The 17,356-nt window shown below is 70.3% G+C and carries 14 protein-coding genes; 11 read left to right on the plus strand and 3 right to left on the minus strand.

Annotated features, from left to right (window positions below):
- Positions 1-35 precede the first annotated feature (35 nt).
- The 3 genes from CMN_RS04020 to CMN_RS04030 all read left to right on the plus strand — a co-directional run bounded on the left by CMN_RS04020 (position 36) and on the right by CMN_RS04030 (position 3,996).
- On the plus strand, positions 36-1,007 hold the full coding sequence (locus CMN_RS04020; RefSeq protein WP_015489572.1) for a carbohydrate ABC transporter permease: 972 nt from the start codon (positions 36-38) through the stop codon (positions 1,005-1,007).
- Positions 1,004-1,993: a carbohydrate ABC transporter permease gene (locus tag CMN_RS04025; protein ID WP_015489573.1), complete on the plus strand. Its 990-nt coding sequence runs from the start codon at positions 1,004-1,006 to the stop codon at positions 1,991-1,993. Before CMN_RS04020 ends, CMN_RS04025 begins: the two co-directional genes overlap by 4 nt.
- Positions 1,994-2,115: 122 nt before the next feature.
- Positions 2,116-3,996, plus strand: a complete 1,881-nt coding sequence (locus tag CMN_RS04030) for an ABC transporter ATP-binding protein (protein ID WP_015489574.1) — start codon at positions 2,116-2,118, stop codon at positions 3,994-3,996.
- Between the two features lie 76 nt (positions 3,997-4,072).
- Here the strand turns inward: CMN_RS04030 and CMN_RS04035 are convergent, their stop codons facing one another.
- Both CMN_RS04035 and CMN_RS04040 read right to left on the minus strand, forming a co-directional pair.
- Entirely contained in the window at positions 4,073-4,828 is a 756-nt protein-coding gene (locus CMN_RS04035; RefSeq protein ID WP_041465234.1) for a DUF305 domain-containing protein, read from the minus strand.
- A 2-nt stretch (positions 4,829-4,830) separates the two neighbouring features.
- Entirely contained in the window at positions 4,831-5,574 is a 744-nt protein-coding gene (locus CMN_RS04040) for a thioredoxin-like domain-containing protein (RefSeq protein ID WP_015489576.1), read from the minus strand.
- Between the two features lie 170 nt (positions 5,575-5,744).
- Between CMN_RS04040 and CMN_RS04045 the strand changes: the two genes are divergently transcribed.
- Positions 5,745-7,109 carry a cystathionine beta-synthase gene (locus CMN_RS04045; RefSeq protein ID WP_015489577.1) on the plus strand — a complete coding sequence of 455 codons (1,365 nt, stop codon included), beginning with the start codon at positions 5,745-5,747 and terminating at the stop codon, positions 7,107-7,109.
- Between the two features lie 50 nt (positions 7,110-7,159).
- The gene (locus CMN_RS04050; protein WP_015489578.1) at positions 7,160-8,332 is read left to right on the plus strand and encodes a cystathionine gamma-synthase; all 1,173 of its coding nucleotides are present in this window, start codon (positions 7,160-7,162) and stop codon (positions 8,330-8,332) included.
- A 40-nt stretch (positions 8,333-8,372) separates the two neighbouring features.
- Here the strand turns inward: CMN_RS04050 and CMN_RS15490 are convergent, their stop codons facing one another.
- On the minus strand, positions 8,373-9,131 hold the full coding sequence (locus tag CMN_RS15490) for an RNase H family protein (RefSeq protein ID WP_015489579.1): 759 nt from the start codon (positions 9,129-9,131) through the stop codon (positions 8,373-8,375).
- 177 nt (positions 9,132-9,308) lie between these two features.
- On the opposite strand from CMN_RS15490, the gene CMN_RS04060 reads away from it, so the two are divergent.
- The 6 genes from CMN_RS04060 (at position 9,309) to mmsA (ending at position 17,352) form a co-directional block, all read left to right on the plus strand.
- On the plus strand, positions 9,309-10,331 hold the full coding sequence (locus tag CMN_RS04060; protein ID WP_041465235.1) for a LacI family DNA-binding transcriptional regulator: 1,023 nt from the start codon (positions 9,309-9,311) through the stop codon (positions 10,329-10,331).
- A gap of 181 nt (positions 10,332-10,512) precedes the next feature.
- A complete protein-coding gene (araB, locus tag CMN_RS04065; RefSeq protein ID WP_015489581.1) occupies positions 10,513-12,216 on the plus strand; it encodes a ribulokinase in 1,704 nt (567 codons plus the stop codon).
- Positions 12,213-12,923, plus strand: coding sequence for an L-ribulose-5-phosphate 4-epimerase (locus tag CMN_RS04070; protein ID WP_015489582.1), 711 nt, complete (start codon positions 12,213-12,215; stop codon positions 12,921-12,923). The genes araB and CMN_RS04070 overlap by 4 nt, the downstream gene beginning before the upstream one ends.
- On the plus strand, positions 12,920-14,437 hold the full coding sequence (gene araA, locus CMN_RS04075; protein ID WP_015489583.1) for an L-arabinose isomerase: 1,518 nt from the start codon (positions 12,920-12,922) through the stop codon (positions 14,435-14,437). The genes CMN_RS04070 and araA overlap by 4 nt, the downstream gene beginning before the upstream one ends.
- A gap of 76 nt (positions 14,438-14,513) precedes the next feature.
- Positions 14,514-15,644 carry a substrate-binding domain-containing protein gene (locus CMN_RS04080; protein ID WP_015489584.1) on the plus strand — a complete coding sequence of 377 codons (1,131 nt, stop codon included), beginning with the start codon at positions 14,514-14,516 and terminating at the stop codon, positions 15,642-15,644.
- Positions 15,645-15,822: 178 nt separating this feature from the next.
- Positions 15,823-17,352: a multiple monosaccharide ABC transporter ATP-binding protein gene (gene mmsA / locus CMN_RS04085; protein ID WP_015489585.1), complete on the plus strand. Its 1,530-nt coding sequence runs from the start codon at positions 15,823-15,825 to the stop codon at positions 17,350-17,352.
- Positions 17,353-17,356: the final 4 nt, after the last annotated feature.

Below are 17,356 nucleotides of genomic sequence, written 5' to 3' on the forward strand. Positions count from 1 at the left end.
TCCCACATCCCTCCGACCCGAAGGGCGAGACGTCCATGACGACCGCTGATCTGATCGGCAAGATCCTCCAGGTGGTGGTGGCGCTCGCCGTCTTCGCCGTGGTGATCGGGCTGATCCTCTTCCTCATCGACAAGGCGCCTAAGCGCGGCAAGGACTGGGTGCAGCTGGGCGCCTTCGTGCTCCCCGCGCTGATCCTGCTCGCCGTCGGCCTCATCTACCCCGCGTTCCGCACGACCCTGCTCGCGTTCCGCGACAACTCGGGGGAGTGGGCCGGGTTCGACAACTTCGTCTGGATGTTCACCCAGCCGTCCGCGCTCCGCACGCTGCTCAACACCGTCATCTGGGTGGTCTTCGTGCCGCTGCTGTCGACGGCCGTCGGCCTCGCCTACGCCGTGTTCATCGACAAGTCGCGCGGCGAGAAGTACTTCAAGGCCCTCGTCTTCATGCCGATGGCGATCTCGTTCGTCGGCGCCGGCATCATCTGGCGCTTCGTGTACGACTACAAGTCGGGCGACAACGCGCAGATCGGCCTGCTCAACCAGATCCTCGTCTGGATGGGACAGGAGCCCGTGCAGTGGCTGCAGACCTCGCCCATCAACACGGCGCTGCTCATCATCGTGATGATCTGGATCCAGACGGGCTTCGCCATGGTCGTGCTCTCCGCGAGCATCAAGGGCGTGCCGACCGAGCAGATCGAGGCCGCGCAGCTCGACGGCACCAACGCCTGGGAGCGGTTCCTCAACGTGACCCTGCCCGGGATCCGCGGCTCGCTCGTGGTGGTGGTCACGACCATCTCCATCGCGACGCTCAAGGTGTTCGACATCGTCCGCACCATGACGGCGGGCAACTTCGACACGAGCGTCATCGCCAACGAGATGTATACGCAGGCGTTCCGCGCCGGCGAGCAGGGTCGCGGCTCGGCGCTCGCGATCGTGTTGTTCCTCATGGTGCTGCCGATCGTCATCTACAACGTCCGCGTCATGAGCAAGCAGAGGGAGATCCGATGAGCGTCGCACCCGCCGACCTGCCCGTCGCGGACCGCGGGACGCGTCGCGGCGCCATCGAGCAGGCCGCCTCCGTCGGCGCGAAGAGCCGCCGTGTCAAGAACCGGCTCACGTCGCGCCGCGCCACGGTCGCCGCGCTCGTCATCGCGGTGCTCTGGACGCTGCCGACCTTCGGCCTGTTCGTCTCGTCGTTCCGCCCGGCCGGCCTCATCCAGACCACGGGCTGGTGGACGATCTTCCAGAACCCGGGCTTCACGCTCGACAACTACCAGGACGTGCTGCTCTCCACGTCGCAGTCGTCGCCGCAGCTGGGCTCGTACTTCGTGAACTCGCTCGCCATCGCGATCCCGGCGACGCTGTTCCCGCTGGTCATCGCCTCGATGGCCGCGTACGCGTTCGCCTGGATCAAGTTCAAGGGCTCGAACTTCCTGTTCGTGCTGATCTTCGCGCTGCAGATCGTGCCGCTGCAGATGGCGCTCATCCCGCTGCTGCAGATGTTCACGCGCACGCTCCGCCCGCTGCAGGAGGCCGTGCACGGCGTGATCCCGCTCATCCCCGAGCAGGGCTACCTGCCGGTGTGGGTGGCGCACACGATCTTCGCGCTGCCGCTCGCGATCTTCCTGCTGCACAACTTCATCTCGGAGATCCCGGGCGAGGTCATCGAGGCGGCGCGGGTCGACGGCGCGAGCCACGGCCAGGTGTTCTTCCGGATCGTGCTGCCGCTCGCGCTCCCCGCGATCGCGTCGTTCGCGATCTTCCAGTTCCTCTGGGTCTGGAACGACCTGCTGGTGGCGCTGATCTTCTCGGGCGGCACGCCGGACGTGGCACCTCTCACGCAGCGGCTCGCGGAGCTCACGGGCACGCGCGGACAGGACTGGCAGCGGCTCACGGCCGCCGCGTTCGTCTCGCTCATCGTCCCGCTGATCGTGTTCTTCAGCCTCCAGCGGTACTTCGTGCGGGGTCTGCTGGCGGGATCCACCAAGGGCTGATCGGCCACCGTCCGACCCGGCCCGGTCGTCCGCTCGCGCGGGTGGCCGGGCCGTCGCCATGCCCCGCGCTGCCGTGGTCGGGAGCGATCCCCCACGGGCGTAAAATCGCCGGAATGACGAGGATGGGCGACATCGCCGCGGGCGGCGGGATGCGCGGAGGCGGCGGACGCCGCGGGCGGGTGAGCGCGGCCGACGCCGAGGCCCAGCGCAAGGCCAACGCCGAGGCGCCGCGCGTCGAGAACCTGCTGGGCCGGATCGCGGAGCTGTTCCGTCCGCACCGCCGGGCGCTGGTCCTCACGATCGCGCTCGTGCTGGTCGGCGCGGGCCTCACGGTGGTGCCGCCGCTGCTCACGCAGCAGGCCTTCGACCGCGGGCTCTTCCCGCCGACGGGCGGACCCGACATCCCCGTGCTGGTCGAGCTCGTCGGGATCATGATCGCCATCTGGGTCGCGGGCGCCGGACTCGGCGTCTGGCAGACGTACCTCACCGCCACGGTCGGCAACCGGGTCATGGGATCCATGCGCGTCGACCTGTTCCGCCACCTGCAGGGCATGGAGCTTGGCTTCTTCACGCGCACGAAGACGGGCGTGATCCAGTCCCGCCTGCAGAACGACGTGGGCGGCGTGGCGGCCGTCCTCACCAACACGGTCTCGAGCGTGCTCGGCAACACCGTGACCGTGATCGCGGCGCTCGTGGCGATGCTCGTGCTCAACTGGCAGCTCACGCTCGTGGCGGTAGTGCTCATGCCCGTGCTCGTGATCGCGCAGCGGCGCGTGGGCCAGGTCCGGGCGCGGATCGCGTCGAAGACGCAGGAGTCGCTGTCCGACATGACGGCGATCACGCAGGAGACGCTGTCGGTGTCCGGCATCCTGCTCTCGAAGAGCTTCAACCGGCAGGCCGCGGAGACCGCGCGCTACGAGGCCGAGAACCGCACGCAGATCCGGCTGCAGGTGAGCCAGCAGATGAGCGGCCAGTGGTTCTTCGCGCTCGTGCAGATCTTCCTGTCGATCATCCCGGCCATCGTCTACGTGGTCGCGGGCTTCCTCATCACGGGCGGCGTCAGCGTCACGGCGGGCACCATCGTCGCGTTCACGACCGTGCAGGCGCGCCTCATGTGGCCGCTCATCGGGCTGATGCGCGTGGCGCTCGACCTGCAGACCTCGGGCGCGCTGTTCGCCCGGATCTTCGAGTACCTCGACCTCGAGCCCGCCATCCGCGACCGGCACGACGCGCGCCAGGTGGTCCGGGGTCCGGCGCTCGGCCGGGTGGCCTTCGACGACGTGCGCTTCTCCTACCCCGACACGCGCGCAGGCGACAGGCCGACGCTCGACGGCATGTCGTTCGCGATCGAGCCGGGCCAGTTCGCCGCGTTCGTCGGCCCGTCGGGCGCGGGCAAGACGACGGTGTCGTACCTGATCCCGCGCTTCCACGACGTGACCGGCGGCCGCGTGCTCTTCTCGGGCGAGGACGTGCGCGACCTCGAGCAGGAGTCGCTGCTGGAGAACATCGGCATCGTCAGCCAGGAGACGTACCTCTTCCACGCGACCATCGGCGAGAACCTCCGCTACGCGTGTCCCGACGCCACGCAGGAGCAGATCGAGCAGGCGGCGCGGGCGGCGAACATCCACCCGACCATCGAGTCGTTCCCCGACGGCTACGACACGCTCGTGGGGGAGCGCGGCTACCGGCTGTCCGGCGGCGAGAAGCAGCGCATCGCCATCGCGCGCGTGCTGCTCAAGGACCCGGCCGTGCTGATCCTCGACGAGGCCACGAGCGCGCTCGACGCGATCTCGGAGCGCGTCGTGCAGCAGGCCCTCGACACCGCGTCGCGCGGCCGCACGACCATCGCCATCGCGCACCGGCTGTCGACCGTGGTCGACGCCGACGTGATCTTCGTGGTCGTCGCCGGCCGCATCGTCGAGCAGGGCACGCACGTGGAGCTGCTGGCCCGCCGCGGCGAGTACGCGCGGCTGTACAGCGACCAGCGCACCGAGGCCGCCTGACCCGCGGACTCGAACGGCACCCGGGCGACGCAGCACCGCCCGCCCGCGAGGCGGACGGGCGGTGCGGCGGGACGGCTCAGGAACGGGCGTCGAGGAGCTGTTGCATGTAGAGGATCTCCTTGTCCTGGATCATCACCATGCCGTTGGCGAGGTCCGTGACGAGGGGGTTCCGCGACCGGTCGAGGAGCGCCTGCGCCATCTCGACGCCGCCGCGGTGGTGGGCGATCATCAGCGTGAGGAACTTCCGCTCCGCCGCCACGCCCGTGAGCCCCTGCAGCTCGTCGAGGTCGGCCTGCGACGCGAGGCCCGGCATCGTCGCGCCGGGGGTCATGTCCATCGATGAGTGGTCGGTCTTCCCGTCGAGGGTCGGCAGCGTCATCCAGGTCATGCGCGGCTGCGACGGCGCCTGGTCGAGGCCCCACGACGTGAGGAACGCGTACATCTGGCCCGCCTGCTGGGCCTGCGCCTGCGCGATGTCCTGCGCGATGAGCTTGACCTCGGGGTCGTCCGTGCGGTCGATGATCATGAGCGACATCTGCACGGCCTGCTCGTGGTGCACCTGCATGTCGCGGGAGAAGCCGGCCTCCGCGCTGTTCGTGCTGGGCGTGAGCGCCGACACGGGAGCGGTGACGCGGCCGACGAGCAGCCCGGCGACCACGAGGGCCACCGCGACGATGCCCGCGGCGAGGCCGATGCGGATCCGGCGCCCGCGGGCGCGCGACTCCTCGCCATGCGCGACGAGGCCCTCGAGCTCGTCCTCGCGGATGTCGTCGTCCACGACGACGTCGCCCTCGTCGGGGCGGTCGGATGCGCCTGTGCCGCGATCGGTCACGGTCAGTCGACCCGGCCCTCGCCCTCGAGGGCGCCGGTGCACGCGGCGCCGGCCTCGGGGGCGTTCGGGCTCTTCCAGTACTTGGCCATGAAGTCCTTGATGCGCTGGTCGTCGATCGAGTCGACCTTCACCTGCGCGCCCCACGCGGACAGCGCGATGGGGGTGTCGAGGCCCTCGTAGGGCGACATCGTGACGTAGCCGCCGAACGACTCCGCGTACTTCTGCAGCTTCGACAGATCGTCGCCCGTGATCTTCGCGGCGTCGTACGTGATCCACACGGCCCCGTGCTCGAGGTCGTGCACCGCGTTCTCGTTGGGCTGCGGCTGGTCGTAGACGCCGCAGTTCAGCCACATGGGGTTGTGCTCGCCGCCGGCGGGCGGGCTCATGCCGTCGTACAGACCGGCGTAGTCGACCGGGGTCTGCACGTGCGTGCTGGGCAGGGAGTCCCAGGTGCGGAGGCCCTCGATCGAGATGTCGGCCGGATCCTGCTTCGGGGTGCCGCTCGAGACGACCACGCCGATCACGACGGCGACGACCGCGACGGCGGCCACGGATCCCGTGATGATGCCGATGAGGCGGTTGCGGCGCGCGCGGTCCTGCTGCTTCTTCAGCGCCGCCACCTTCTCGGCACGGCGGGCCTCGCGCTGCTGCTTGACCGTGAGGTCCTTCTGGGCCTGCTTGGCGGTCGGCGGGACAGGCCGTCCGCTCTCGTCGCCGGAGGGCGTGGTGTCGTCGCGTCGCGCCACGGAGGGTCCTTCTCTGCTGGGGGATCGTTCGTCCAGGGTATCGGCCCGGCCTGGGCGGACCCTGCTCGCGTCCGCGCCCGATGCCCCGTAACACGGCGGAGGCACGCGCCTACACTGGACGGGCGGGGCCCACCGGACCGCACACCTCGTAGCCGGGAGCGCCACCTCACGTGAAGTACGCCGACACGATCCTCGACCTGATCGGGAACACCCCGCTCGTGAAGCTCAACAAGGTGGTCGAGGGGATCTCGGCGACCGTGCTCGTGAAGGTCGAGTACCTGAACCCGGGCGGCAGCGCCAAGGACCGCATCGCGACGCGCATCATCGACGCCGCCGAGCGCGACGGGAAGCTGAAGCCGGGCGGCACCATCGTCGAGCCCACCTCCGGCAACACCGGCGTCGGCCTCGCCCTCGTCGCGCAGCAGCGCGGCTACCGCTGCGTGTTCGTGCTGCCGGACAAGGTCGGCGAGGACAAGCGCAACGTACTGACGGCCTACGGCGCCGAGATCGTGGTCACGCCCACCTCGGTCGCGCCCGACCACCCCGACTCCTACTACTCGGTGAGCGACCGGCTCGCGCGCGAGATCCCCGGCGCCTTCAAGCCCGACCAGTACTCCAACCCCAACGGGCCGCTCAGCCACTACGAGACCACGGGTCCCGAGATCTGGCGCGACACCGAGGGCGAGATCACCCACTTCGTCGCGGGCGTCGGCACCGGCGGCACCATCAGCGGCGTCGGTCGCTACCTCAAGGAGGTGTCGGAGGGGCGCGTCCGCATCGTCGGCGCCGACCCCGAGGGATCCGTCTACTCCGGCGGCACCGGTCGCCCGTACCTCGTCGAGGGCGTGGGCGAGGACTTCTGGCCAGCCGCCTACGACCCCGACGTGGTCGACGAGGTCATCGCCTCGAGCGACCAGGAGTCGTTCGACATGACCCTGCGGCTCGCGCGCGAGGAGGGCCTTCTGGTCGGCGGATCCAGCGGCATGGCCGTCGTCTCCGCGCTCAAGGCCGCGAAGCACCTGGGCCCCGACGACGTGATGGTGATCCTGCTGCCCGACGGCGGCCGCGGCTACCTCGGCAAGATCTTCAACGAGAAGTGGATGCAGTCGTACGGCTTCGCGCGCGTCAACGGCCAGCGCACGGTCGCCGACGTGATGAGCGCCAAGACCGGCAGCCTGCCCGACCTCGTGCACGCGCACCCGAACGACACCATCCGCGACGCGATCCGCATCATGACCGAGTACGACGTCTCGCAGCTGCCCGTCCTCTCGGCCGAGCCGCCCGTGGTCATGGGCGAGGTCGCGGGCGCGGTCGACGAGCGCAGCCTGCTCGAGCTCGTGTTCAGCGGCCGCGCGCAGCTGTCCGACCAGGTCGGCCCGTTCACGGGCGACGCGTTCGGCCTCATCGGCGTGAACGAGACCGTGCCCGACGCGTGGAGCGCGCTCGGATCCGCCGACGCCCTGATGGTGAGCGACGGCGGCAAGCCCGTGGGCGTGCTCACGCGGCACGACCTCCTCACCTACCTCAGCGACTGATCCGCCCGCCCTCCGGCCCGCGCATCCCCCCACCACAGAGACGAGTCCCCGTGAGCGACAAGCACGACTTCGACACCCGCGCCATCCACGCCGGCCAGGACCCCGACCCCACCACGGGCGCGGTCATCCCGCCCCTGTACCTCACGAGCACCTTCGTGCAGGACGGCATCGGCGGGCTCCGCGGCGGCTACGAGTACGCGCGGAGCGCCAACCCCACGCGCACCGGCCTGCAGGAGCTGCTCGCGTCGCTCGAGAAGGGGACGCACGCGTTCTCGTTCGCCTCGGGGCTCGCCGCCGAGGACACGCTGCTGCGCGCGATCACCCGCCCCGGCGACCGCATCGTGCTGAGCGACGACGTGTACGGCGGCACCTACCGCCTCCTCACGCGCGTGCTCGGTGACTGGGGGATCGTCGTCGAGACCGTCGACATGAGCGACCTCGCCGCGGTCGAGCGGGTCCTCGGATCCGGCCCCGCGAAGGTCCTCTGGGTCGAGACGCCGAGCAACCCGCTGATGAAGATCAGCGACATCCGCGCGCTCGCCGACCTCGGCCACGCGGCCGGCGCCACGGTCGTCGTCGACAACACGTTCGCCTCGCCGTACCTCCAGCAGCCGCTGACGCTCGGCGCCGACGTGGTCGTGCACTCGACCACCAAGTACCTGGGCGGCCACTCCGACGTGCTCGGGGGCGCCGTGATCCTCGACGACGACGCGCTGGCCGAGAAGGTCGGCTTCCTCCAGTTCGCGATCGGCGCGGTCTCCGGCCCCATGGACGCCTGGCTCACCACGCGCGGGATCAAGACCCTCGCCGTCCGCATGGAGCGCCACTCCGCGAACGCCGAGGAGATCGCCGCGTTCCTGCAGCAGCACCCCGACGTCACGGCCGTGCACTACCCGGGCCTCCCGGAGCACCCGGGCCACGACATCGCCACGGCCCAGATGACGGGCTTCGGCGGCATGATCTCGTTCCAGGTCCGCGGGGGAGCGAAGGCCGCGCGCCGCGTGGTCGAGGGCACGCGCGTCTTCCAGCTGGCGGAGTCGCTCGGCGGCGTGGAGTCGCTCATCAGCTACCCGTCCGAGATGACGCACGCGTCCGTCAAGGGCACGCCGCTCGAGGTGCCGGATGACCTGGTGCGCCTCTCGGTGGGCATCGAGGCCGTCGAGGACCTGGTGGTCGACCTCGAGCGCGCGCTCGGCAAGGCGCTCAAGCAGGGCAAGCACTAGGCGCGGGCGACCCCACCGCGCCGGCGGGGTCGCGCGGGCCTCAGGGCAGCAGCCCGCGCACGGCCTCGTCGACGCTCACGCCGCGCTCGCGCGCGTGGGCGCTGAGCCGCGCCATCGTGTCCCGGTCGAGCGCGATGGTGAGGGTCGTGTCGCCGGGCTCGGGCGCGATCTCCTCGTCGAACGCGTCGAAGTCGAACAGGCCCGGCTGCGCGGGCGCCTCGGCCTCCAGCTCCTCGGCCGCGGCGGTCACGGGATCCGCCGCCAGCTCCGCGTCGGCCTCGACGGCGGCCGTCTCCGTCGCGTCGACGGGGGAGCCGGTGGCCTCGTCGGCGCCATGGCCCGCCCAGCCGGGGCCGGCGGGGATCGCGCTGCGTCCCTGGAACGCGGTGGCGACCGCGCGCGCCCGCACGTCCGCGGCCTCGTTGAGCGGGTGGTTCGCGTGCCCCTTGACCCACTCGAAGCGGTAGCGGCGGCCCTGGATCTCGGCGTCGATCTCCTTGAGCAGCTCGACGTTGAGCACCGGCTTGCCGTCGCCCTTCCGCCAGCCCTTGCGCTTCCAGCCGGGCATCCACTTGGTCACCGAGTTGATGACGTACTGGCTGTCGCACAGCACGAGCAGGTCGTCGTCGAGGTGCGCGGTGGCCCGGAACAGCTCGAGCACGGCCTTCAGCTCGCCCTGGTTGTTGGTCGCGTGCGCCCAGCCGCCCGCCGCCCAGTGCTCGTCGTCGACGTACCAGGCCCAGCCGGCGGGTCCGGGGTTGCCGAGCGCGGATCCGTCTGCCGCGGCGGTGATCGTCACAGGTGGTGCCTCTCGTCGGGTGGACGACCAGTCTGCCGCAGCCGTCCGACCCCGGGTGCCCGCCCTCCCGCTCGCGATCGATCCCGCGCACATGCGGCATGTGACAGTCACATGTGACAATGTGACACCTGCGCCAGGAGGCGCGGCCGGGCGGACGCCCGGACGGAGACGGGGTCGATGATGACGACGGAGACGCCGCGCGGCAGGGCGCCCAGCATCCGCGACGTCGCGCGCCTCGCCGGGGTCTCGCACCAGACGGTCTCGCGCGTGCTCAACGACTCGCCCTCGCTCCGCGCCGAGACGCGGCAGCGCGTGCTCGACGTGATGGAGCAGATCCAGTACCGCCCGAACCGCGCGGCCCGCGCCCTCGTCACCAGCCGCTCCCGCACCATCGGCGTGCTCACCGCCCAGAGCTCCCAGTACGGTCCCGCGTCCTCCATCGCGGCGATCGAGTCGGCCGCCCGCGAGGCCGGCTACCTGGTCACGACCACGAACCTGCCCTCGTCCGACGAGGCCGCGATCCAGGTCGCGCTCGGCCACCTCGTCGACCAGGCCGTGGAGGGCCTCGTGGTCGTGGCGCCGCAGGTGCGCGTGCGCGAGGTCATCGCGAGCATGTCGCTCGACGTCCCCTACGTGACCATGCAGAGCGACGGGCGCGGGGACGCGCACGACCTCTCGGTCGACCAGATCGCGGGCGCGCGGCTCGCCACGCGGCACCTGCTCGACCTCGGCCACCGCGACATCTACCACCTCGCCGGTCCCCAGGACTGGATCGAGGCCGAGGCCCGGATGCGCGGCTTCCTCGACGCCATGTCGGCCGCCGACGCCCCCACCACCGCGCCCATCCTCGGCGACTGGACGGCGGAGTTCGGCTTCTACGCGGGCCGCGAGATGCTGCGCCTCCGCGACTTCACGGCGATCTTCTCCAGCAACGACCAGATGGCCCTCGGCCTCATCCACGCCGTGCGCGACGCCGGCCTCGACGTCCCCCGTGACGTCAGCATCGTCGGCTTCGACGACATCCCCGAGGCCGCGCACTTCTGGCCCCCGCTCACCACCGTGCGGCAGGACTTCGCCGAGGTCGGCCGCCGCTGCGTCGCCCTGCTGCTCGATGGCATGGACGGCACGGGGGACCGGTACCGCGGCACGATCACGCCCGAGCTGGTCGTGCGCGCGTCCACCGGACTGCCCTCGTCCTGAGCCCCTCGGGCGGGCCCCCGCCCGTCCTCCCGAGCCGCCGCCACCCCACTTCGAGGGGGTGGGCGCTCCTGGGTTGACACGTCGATCCCGCGCGTGTGTAGAGTGACATCCGCTGATGTGACCGTTCACATCGCACGCGATCTTCCCGGGTCGTGATGCATCAGACGAAGGAGTCGATCCCGTGCCCAGCGCCCCCGTGAGCACCGCCGCCGAGGCCCTGTCCGGCTCGGAGGCCGAGAGCTACGTCATCGGGGTCGACTACGGCACCCTCTCCGGCCGTGCGGTCGTGGTGCGCGTCTCGGACGGCGTCGAGCTCGGCTCCGGCGTCCTCGACTACCCGCACGCGGTCATGGACGACACGCTCGCCGCGACCGGCGCGCAGCTGCCGCCCGAGTGGGCCCTGCAGGTCCCGAGCGACTACGTCGACGTGCTCAAGCAGGCCGTCCCGGCCGCCATCCGCGAGGCCGGCATCGACCCGGCGCGGGTCATCGGCATCGGCACCGACTTCACCGCCTGCACCATGGTCCCCACCCTCGCCGACGGCACGCCGCTCAACGAGGTCGAGGGATACGCCGACCGCCCGCACGCCTACGTCAAGCTCTGGAAGCACCACGCCGCGCAGTCGCACGCCGACCGCATCAACGCGCTGGCCGAGGAGCGCGGCGAGAAGTGGCTGGCCCGCTACGGCGGCCTCATCTCCAGCGAGTGGGAGTTCGCCAAGGGCCTCCAGCTGCTCGAGGAGGACCCGGAGCTGTACGGCCTCATGGAGCACTGGGTCGAGGCGGCCGACTGGATCGTCTGGCAGCTCACCGGCAGCTACGTCCGCAATGCCTGCACCGCCGGCTACAAGGGCATCCTCCAGGACGGCGAGTACCCGACCCGGGAGTTCCTCGGCGCCCTGAACCCCGACTTCGCGTCGTTCGCGGAGGACAAGGTCGCGCACGAGATCGGCCAGCTCGGATCCGCCGCTGGCACGCTCTCCGCCGAGGCCGCCTCCTGGACGGGCCTGCCCGAGGGCATCGCGGTCGCGGTCGGCAACGTCGACGCGCACGTCACCGCCCCCGTCGCCCGCGCCGTCGAGCCCGGCCAGATGGTCGCGATCATGGGCACGAGCACCTGCCACGTCATGAACAGCGACGTGCTCACCGAGGTCCCCGGCATGTGCGGCGTCGTCGACGGCGGCATCGTCGCGGGGCTCTACGGCTACGAGGCCGGCCAGTCCGGCGTCGGCGACATCTTCGCCTGGTACGTCAAGAACCAGGTGCCCGCCCGCTACGCCGAGGAGGCCCAGGCCGCCGGCAAGAGCGTCCACCAGCACCTCACGGACCTCGCGGCCGATCAGCCCGTCGGCGGCCACGGCCTCGTCGCGCTCGACTGGCACTCCGGCAACCGCTCGGTGCTCGTCGACCACGAGCTGTCGGGCCTCGTCATCGGCACCACGCTCACCACGCGCACCGAGGAGGTCTACCGGGCGCTGCTCGAGGCGACCGCGTTCGGCACGCGCAAGATCGTCGAGACGTTCGCCGCGTCGGGCGTCCCCGTCACCGAGTTCATCGTCGCGGGCGGCCTGCTGAAGAACGCGTTCCTCATGCAGGCGTACAGCGACATCCTCCGCCTCCCCATCTCGGTCATCACGAGCGAGCAGGGCCCGGCGCTCGGATCCGCCATCCACGCCGCCGTCGCCGCGGGCGCCTACCCCGACGTGCGCGTCGCGGGCGACGCCATGGGCAAGGTCGAGCGCGCCAAGTACCAGCCCAGCGAGGAGCGCGCGCTCGCCTACGACCGCCTGTACGAGGAGTACTCGACGCTGCACGACCACTTCGGCCGCGGCGCCAACGACGTCATGAAGCGGCTCAAGTCGCTGAAGAGGGAGGCCCGCGCGTGAGCACCTACGCACCCGAGATCGAGGTCGCGGTCGCCCGCGTCCGCTCCGAGGTCTCCCGCCTGCACGGCGAGCTCGTGCGCTACGGCCTCGTGGTCTGGACCGGCGGCAACGTCTCCGGCCGCGTGCCCGGTGCCGAACTGTTCGTCATCAAGCCCTCGGGCGTCGCCTACGACGACCTGAGCCCCGAGAACATGATCCTCTGCGACCTCGACGGCAACGTGATCCCGGACACCCCCGGCTCCCGCAACGCCCCGTCGAGCGACACGGCGGCGCACGCGTACGTCTACCGCAACATGCCCGAGGTGGGCGGCGTGGTCCACACGCACTCCACCTACGCGGTGGCGTGGGCGGCGCGGCGCGAGCCCATCCCGTGCGTCATCACGGCGATGGCGGACGAGTTCGGCGGCGAGATCCCGGTCGGCCCGTTCGCGATCATCGGCGACGACTCGATCGGCCGCGGCATCGTCGAGACGCTCACCGGGCATCGCTCGCGCGCCGTCCTGATGGCGGGCCACGGGCCCTTCACCATCGGCAAGGACGCGAAGGACGCCGTGAAGGCGGCCGTGATGGTCGAGGATGTGGCGCGCACCGTGCACATCTCCCGCCAGCTCGGCGAGCCCGCCCCGCTCCCTGCCGAGGCCGTCGACTCCCTGTTCGACCGCTACCAGAACGTCTACGGACAAGCACCCCAAGGAGCCCTGAAGTGAGCCGCATCACCGCCTCCCTCGACCACTACGAGGTCTGGTTCCTCACCGGCAGCCAGAACCTCTACGGCGAGGAGACGCTCCAGCAGGTCGCCGAGCAGTCGCAGGAGATCGCCCGGCAGCTCGAGGAGGCGTCGAACATCCCCGTCCGCGTCGTGTGGAAGCCCGTTCTGAAGGACAGCGACAGCATCCGCCGCATGGCCCTGGAGGCCAACGCGAGCGACCGGACCATCGGCCTCATCGCGTGGATGCACACGTTCAGCCCCGCGAAGATGTGGATCCAGGGCCTCGACGCCCTGCAGAAGCCCTTCCTGCACCTGCACACGCAGGCCAACGTCGCGCTGCCGTGGAGCAGCATCGACATGGACTTCATGAACCTCAACCAGGCCGCGCACGGCGACCGGGAGTTCGGCTACATCCAGTCGCGCCTCGGCGTCGTCCGCAAGACGGTCGTCGGCCACGTGAGCACCGCGTCGGTGCGCGAGAGCATCGGCACGTGGATGCGCGCGGCCGCAGGCTGGGACGCCGTGCACGAGCTGAAGGTCGCCCGCTTCGGCGACAACATGCGCAACGTCGCGGTCACCGAGGGCGACAAGACGGAGGCCGAGCTCAAGTTCGGCGTCTCCGTGAACACGTGGGGCGTCAACGACCTCGTCGAGCGCGTGGACGCGGCGACCGACGCCGAGATCGACGCGCTGGTCGACGAGTACGAGCGTCTCTACGACATCCAGCCCGAGCTGCGGCGCGGCGGCGAGCGCCACGAGTCGCTCCGCTACGGCGCGGCCATCGAGGTCGGGCTCCGTTCGTTCCTCGAGGAGGGCGGCTTCGGCGCCTTCACCACGAGCTTCGAGGACCTCGGCGGCCTCCGCCAGCTCCCCGGCCTGGCCGTCCAGCGGCTCATGGCCGAGGGCTACGGCTTCGGCGCCGAGGGCGACTGGAAGACGGCGGTGCTGATCCGCGCGGCGAAGGTCATGGGCTCCGGGCTCCCCGGGGGCGCGAGCCTCATGGAGGACTACACGTACCACCTCGTCCCCGGCGAGGAGAAGATCCTGGGCGCGCACATGCTCGAGATCTGCCCCACGCTCACGACCGGCCGACCGAGCCTCGAGATCCACCCGCTCGGCATCGGCGGCCGCGAGGACCCCGTGCGCCTCGTCTTCGACACCGACCCCGGCCCCGCGGTCGTCGTCGCCATGTCGGACATGCGCGACCGGTTCCGCATCGTCGCGAACGTCGTGGAGGTCGTCCCGCTCGACGAGCCGCTCCCGAACCTGCCCGTCGCCCGCGCCGTGTGGAAGCCCGCACCGGACCTCGCGACGAGCGCCGCGGCCTGGCTCACCGCCGGGGCCGCCCACCACACGGTCATGAGCACGCAGGTCGGCGTCGAGGTCTTCGAGGACTTCGCCGAGATCGCGCGAACCGAGCTCCTCGTCATCGACGAGGACACGACCCTCAAGGGTTTCACCAAGGAAGTCCGCTGGAACCAGGCGTACCACCGCCTGGCCCAGGGCTTGTAACACCCACACCAGGGGCGCGGATCCGGCGCAGATGCCGGGACCGCGTCTCACAGCAGCAGTACGAAAGGACACGACCGTGAAGATGAAGAAGGTCCTCGTCGGCATCGCCGCCACGAGCATCGCCCTCTCCCTCGCCGCCTGCTCCAGCGGCGGCGGCGGAGGCCGCGGCGGCAGCGCCGGGGGCACCGAGGACAACAAGGGCGCCCTCGTCGGCGTCGCCATGCCCACCAAGACGAGCGAGCGCTGGGTCGACGACGGCAACAACGTCAACGACCAGCTCACCAAGCTCGGCTACAAGGTCGACCTGCAGTACGCGAACGACAAGGTGCAGGACCAGATCTCGCAGATCGAGACCATGCTCAACAAGGGCGCCAAGGCGCTCATCGTCGCGTCGATCGACGGCACCGCGCTGACCCAGGTCCTCAAGACCGCGGCCGACGACGGCGTCAAGGTCATCGCGTACGACCGCCTGATCAACGGCACCGAGGACGTCGACTACTACACGACGTTCGACAACCAGCAGGTCGGCGTGCTCCAGGGCAACTCCCTCTTGCAGGGCCTCGGCCTCGTGGACGCCGACGGCAAGGCCACCGGCAGCACCGAGAAGAAGACCATCGAGGTCTTCGCCGGCAGCCCGGACGACAACAACGCGCAGTTCTTCTACGACGGCGCGATGAGCGTCCTCAAGCCGTTCCTCGACTCCGGCCAGGTCACGATCGGCTCCGGCCAGTCGGACTTCAGCCAGGTCGCGATCCAGCAGTGGAAGCAGGAGGGCGCCCAGGCCCGCATGGAGAACCTGCTCTCGGGCTCGTACCCAGGCGGCGCCAAGCCGGACGGCGTCCTCTCGCCGTACGACGGCCTGTCGCGCGGCATCATCCAGGCCCTGACCTCGGCCGGCGTCGCCAACGACGCCATGCCGATCATCACCGGCCAGGACGGCGAGAAGGCGTCCGACAAGCTCATCCTCGACGGCGTCCAGTACTCGACGATCTTCAAGGACACGCGCCTGCTCGGCAAGGAGGCCGTCACGATGGTCGACGACCTGCTCACCGGCGGCACGCCCGACGCTCCCGACTCCTACAACAACAAGGTGAAGGACGTCCCGACCAAGCAGTTCGCCCCCGTGACCGTGACGAAGGACAACCTCGTCGAGGTCATCGTGGACAGCGGCTACTACACGCAGGACGAGATCGACAAGGGCGAGTAGCACCCACCCGCACCGCCCAGGCGGCGCACCCGGCCGGTCGACGCTCGCGTCGACCGGCCTCCACCGGGTCGGGCCGGCCGCGCACCGCGGCCGGCCCGCCTCCGGGCGGCGGTCACCCGTCGCCCGCAGCACCACCGCCGGGAACCCGGCACCACCATCCACACAAGTGAGGCAGGCCATGGCCAACCACATTCTCGAGATGCGCGGCATCACCAAGACGTTCCCCGGCGTCAAGGCGCTGCAGGACGTCACTCTCGAGGTCACGCGCGGCACGTGCCACGCGATCTGCGGCGAGAACGGCGCGGGCAAGTCGACCCTGATGAAGGTCCTGTCCGGCGTCTACCCCGCCGGCTCCTACGACGGCGACATCGTCCTCGAGAACGAGGTCGTGAAGTTCTCCAGCATCCGCGACAGCGAGAAGTCGGGCGTGGTGATCATCCACCAGGAGCTCGCGCTGAGCCCCTTCCTCTCCATCGCGGAGAACATCTTCCTCGGCAACGAGATCTCCAAGGGCGGCTTCATCGACTGGAACGCCACCAACGTGGAGGCCGCGAAGCTCCTCGCCCGCGTCGGGCTGAGCGACAACCCGGCCACCAAGATCGCCGACATCGGAGTGGGCAAGCAGCAGCTCGTGGAGATCGCGAAGGCCCTCTCCAAGGAGGTGAAGCTCCTCATCCTCGACGAGCCCACCGCGGCGCTGAACGACGAGGACTCCGCCCACCTGCTCGACCTGATCAAGCACCTCAAGGGCCAGGGCATCACGAGCATCATCATCAGCCACAAGCTGAACGAGATCAAGGCGATCGCCGACGCGGTGACGATCATCCGCGACGGCAAGACGATCGAGACCCTCGACCTCGGGCGCGACTCCATCAGCGAGGAACGCATCATCAAGGGCATGGTGGGCCGCGACCTGCAGAGCCGCTACCCCGACCGCACGCCGGACATCGGCGAGGAGATCCTGCGCATCGAGGACTGGACCGTCCACCACCCGCAGGAGCACTCCCGCGTCATCGTCGACCACGCCAACCTCAACGTCCGCGCGGGCGAGGTCGTCGGCATCGCCGGCCTCATGGGCGCGGGCCGCACCGAGCTCGCGATGAGCGTCTTCGGCCGCTCCTACGGCGCGAACATCTCCGGCAAGCTCTACAAGCGCGGCAAGGAGATCCAGGCCAAGACGGTCGGCGAGGCCATCAAGAACGGCCTCGCGTACGCCACCGAGGACCGCAAGCACTACGGCCTCAACCTCATCGACGACATCAAGCGCAACGTCTCCGGCGCCGCGCTCGAGAAGCTCGCGAAGGCCGGCTGGGTCGACGCCAACCAGGAGTACGTGGTGGCCGACGGCTACCGCAAGTCGATGAACATCAAGGCCCCGAGCGTGGGCGCCATCACCGGGAAGCTCTCCGGCGGCAACCAGCAGAAGGTCGTCCTCTCCAAGTGGATGTTCTCCGACCCGGACGTGCTGATCCTCGACGAGCCCACCCGCGGCATCGACGTCGGCGCCAAGTACGAGATCTACACGATCATCAACGCGCTCGCCGCGCAGGGGAAGGCCGTCATCGTCATCTCCAGCGAGCTGCCCGAGCTGCTCGGCATCTGCGACCGGATCTACGCCCTCTCCGCCGGGCGCATCACGGGTCAGCTGCCGATCGCCGAGGCGACCCCCGAGAGCCTCATGACCTACATGACCAAGGAAAAGGAATAGTCAC

The sequence above is a fragment of the Clavibacter nebraskensis NCPPB 2581 genome, assembly GCF_000355695.1.
In the GTDB taxonomy this organism is placed as follows: domain Bacteria; phylum Actinomycetota; class Actinomycetes; order Actinomycetales; family Microbacteriaceae; genus Clavibacter; species Clavibacter nebraskensis.

Bases quoted from the DNA above. Each gene is read 5' to 3' on its own strand.
- CMN_RS04020 (WP_015489572.1), top strand. From the start codon at position 36: ATGACGACCGCTGATCTGATCGGCAAGATCCTCCAGGTGGTGGTGGCG.
- CMN_RS04025 (WP_015489573.1), top strand. From the start codon at position 1,004: ATGAGCGTCGCACCCGCCGACCTGCCCGTCGCGGACCGCGGGACGCGT.
- mmsA (WP_015489585.1), top strand. From the start codon at position 15,823: ATGGCCAACCACATTCTCGAGATGCGCGGCATCACCAAGACGTTCCCC.
- CMN_RS04060 (WP_041465235.1), top strand. From the start codon at position 9,309: ATGATGACGACGGAGACGCCGCGCGGCAGGGCGCCCAGCATCCGCGAC.
- CMN_RS04030 (WP_015489574.1), top strand. From the start codon at position 2,116: ATGGGCGACATCGCCGCGGGCGGCGGGATGCGCGGAGGCGGCGGACGC.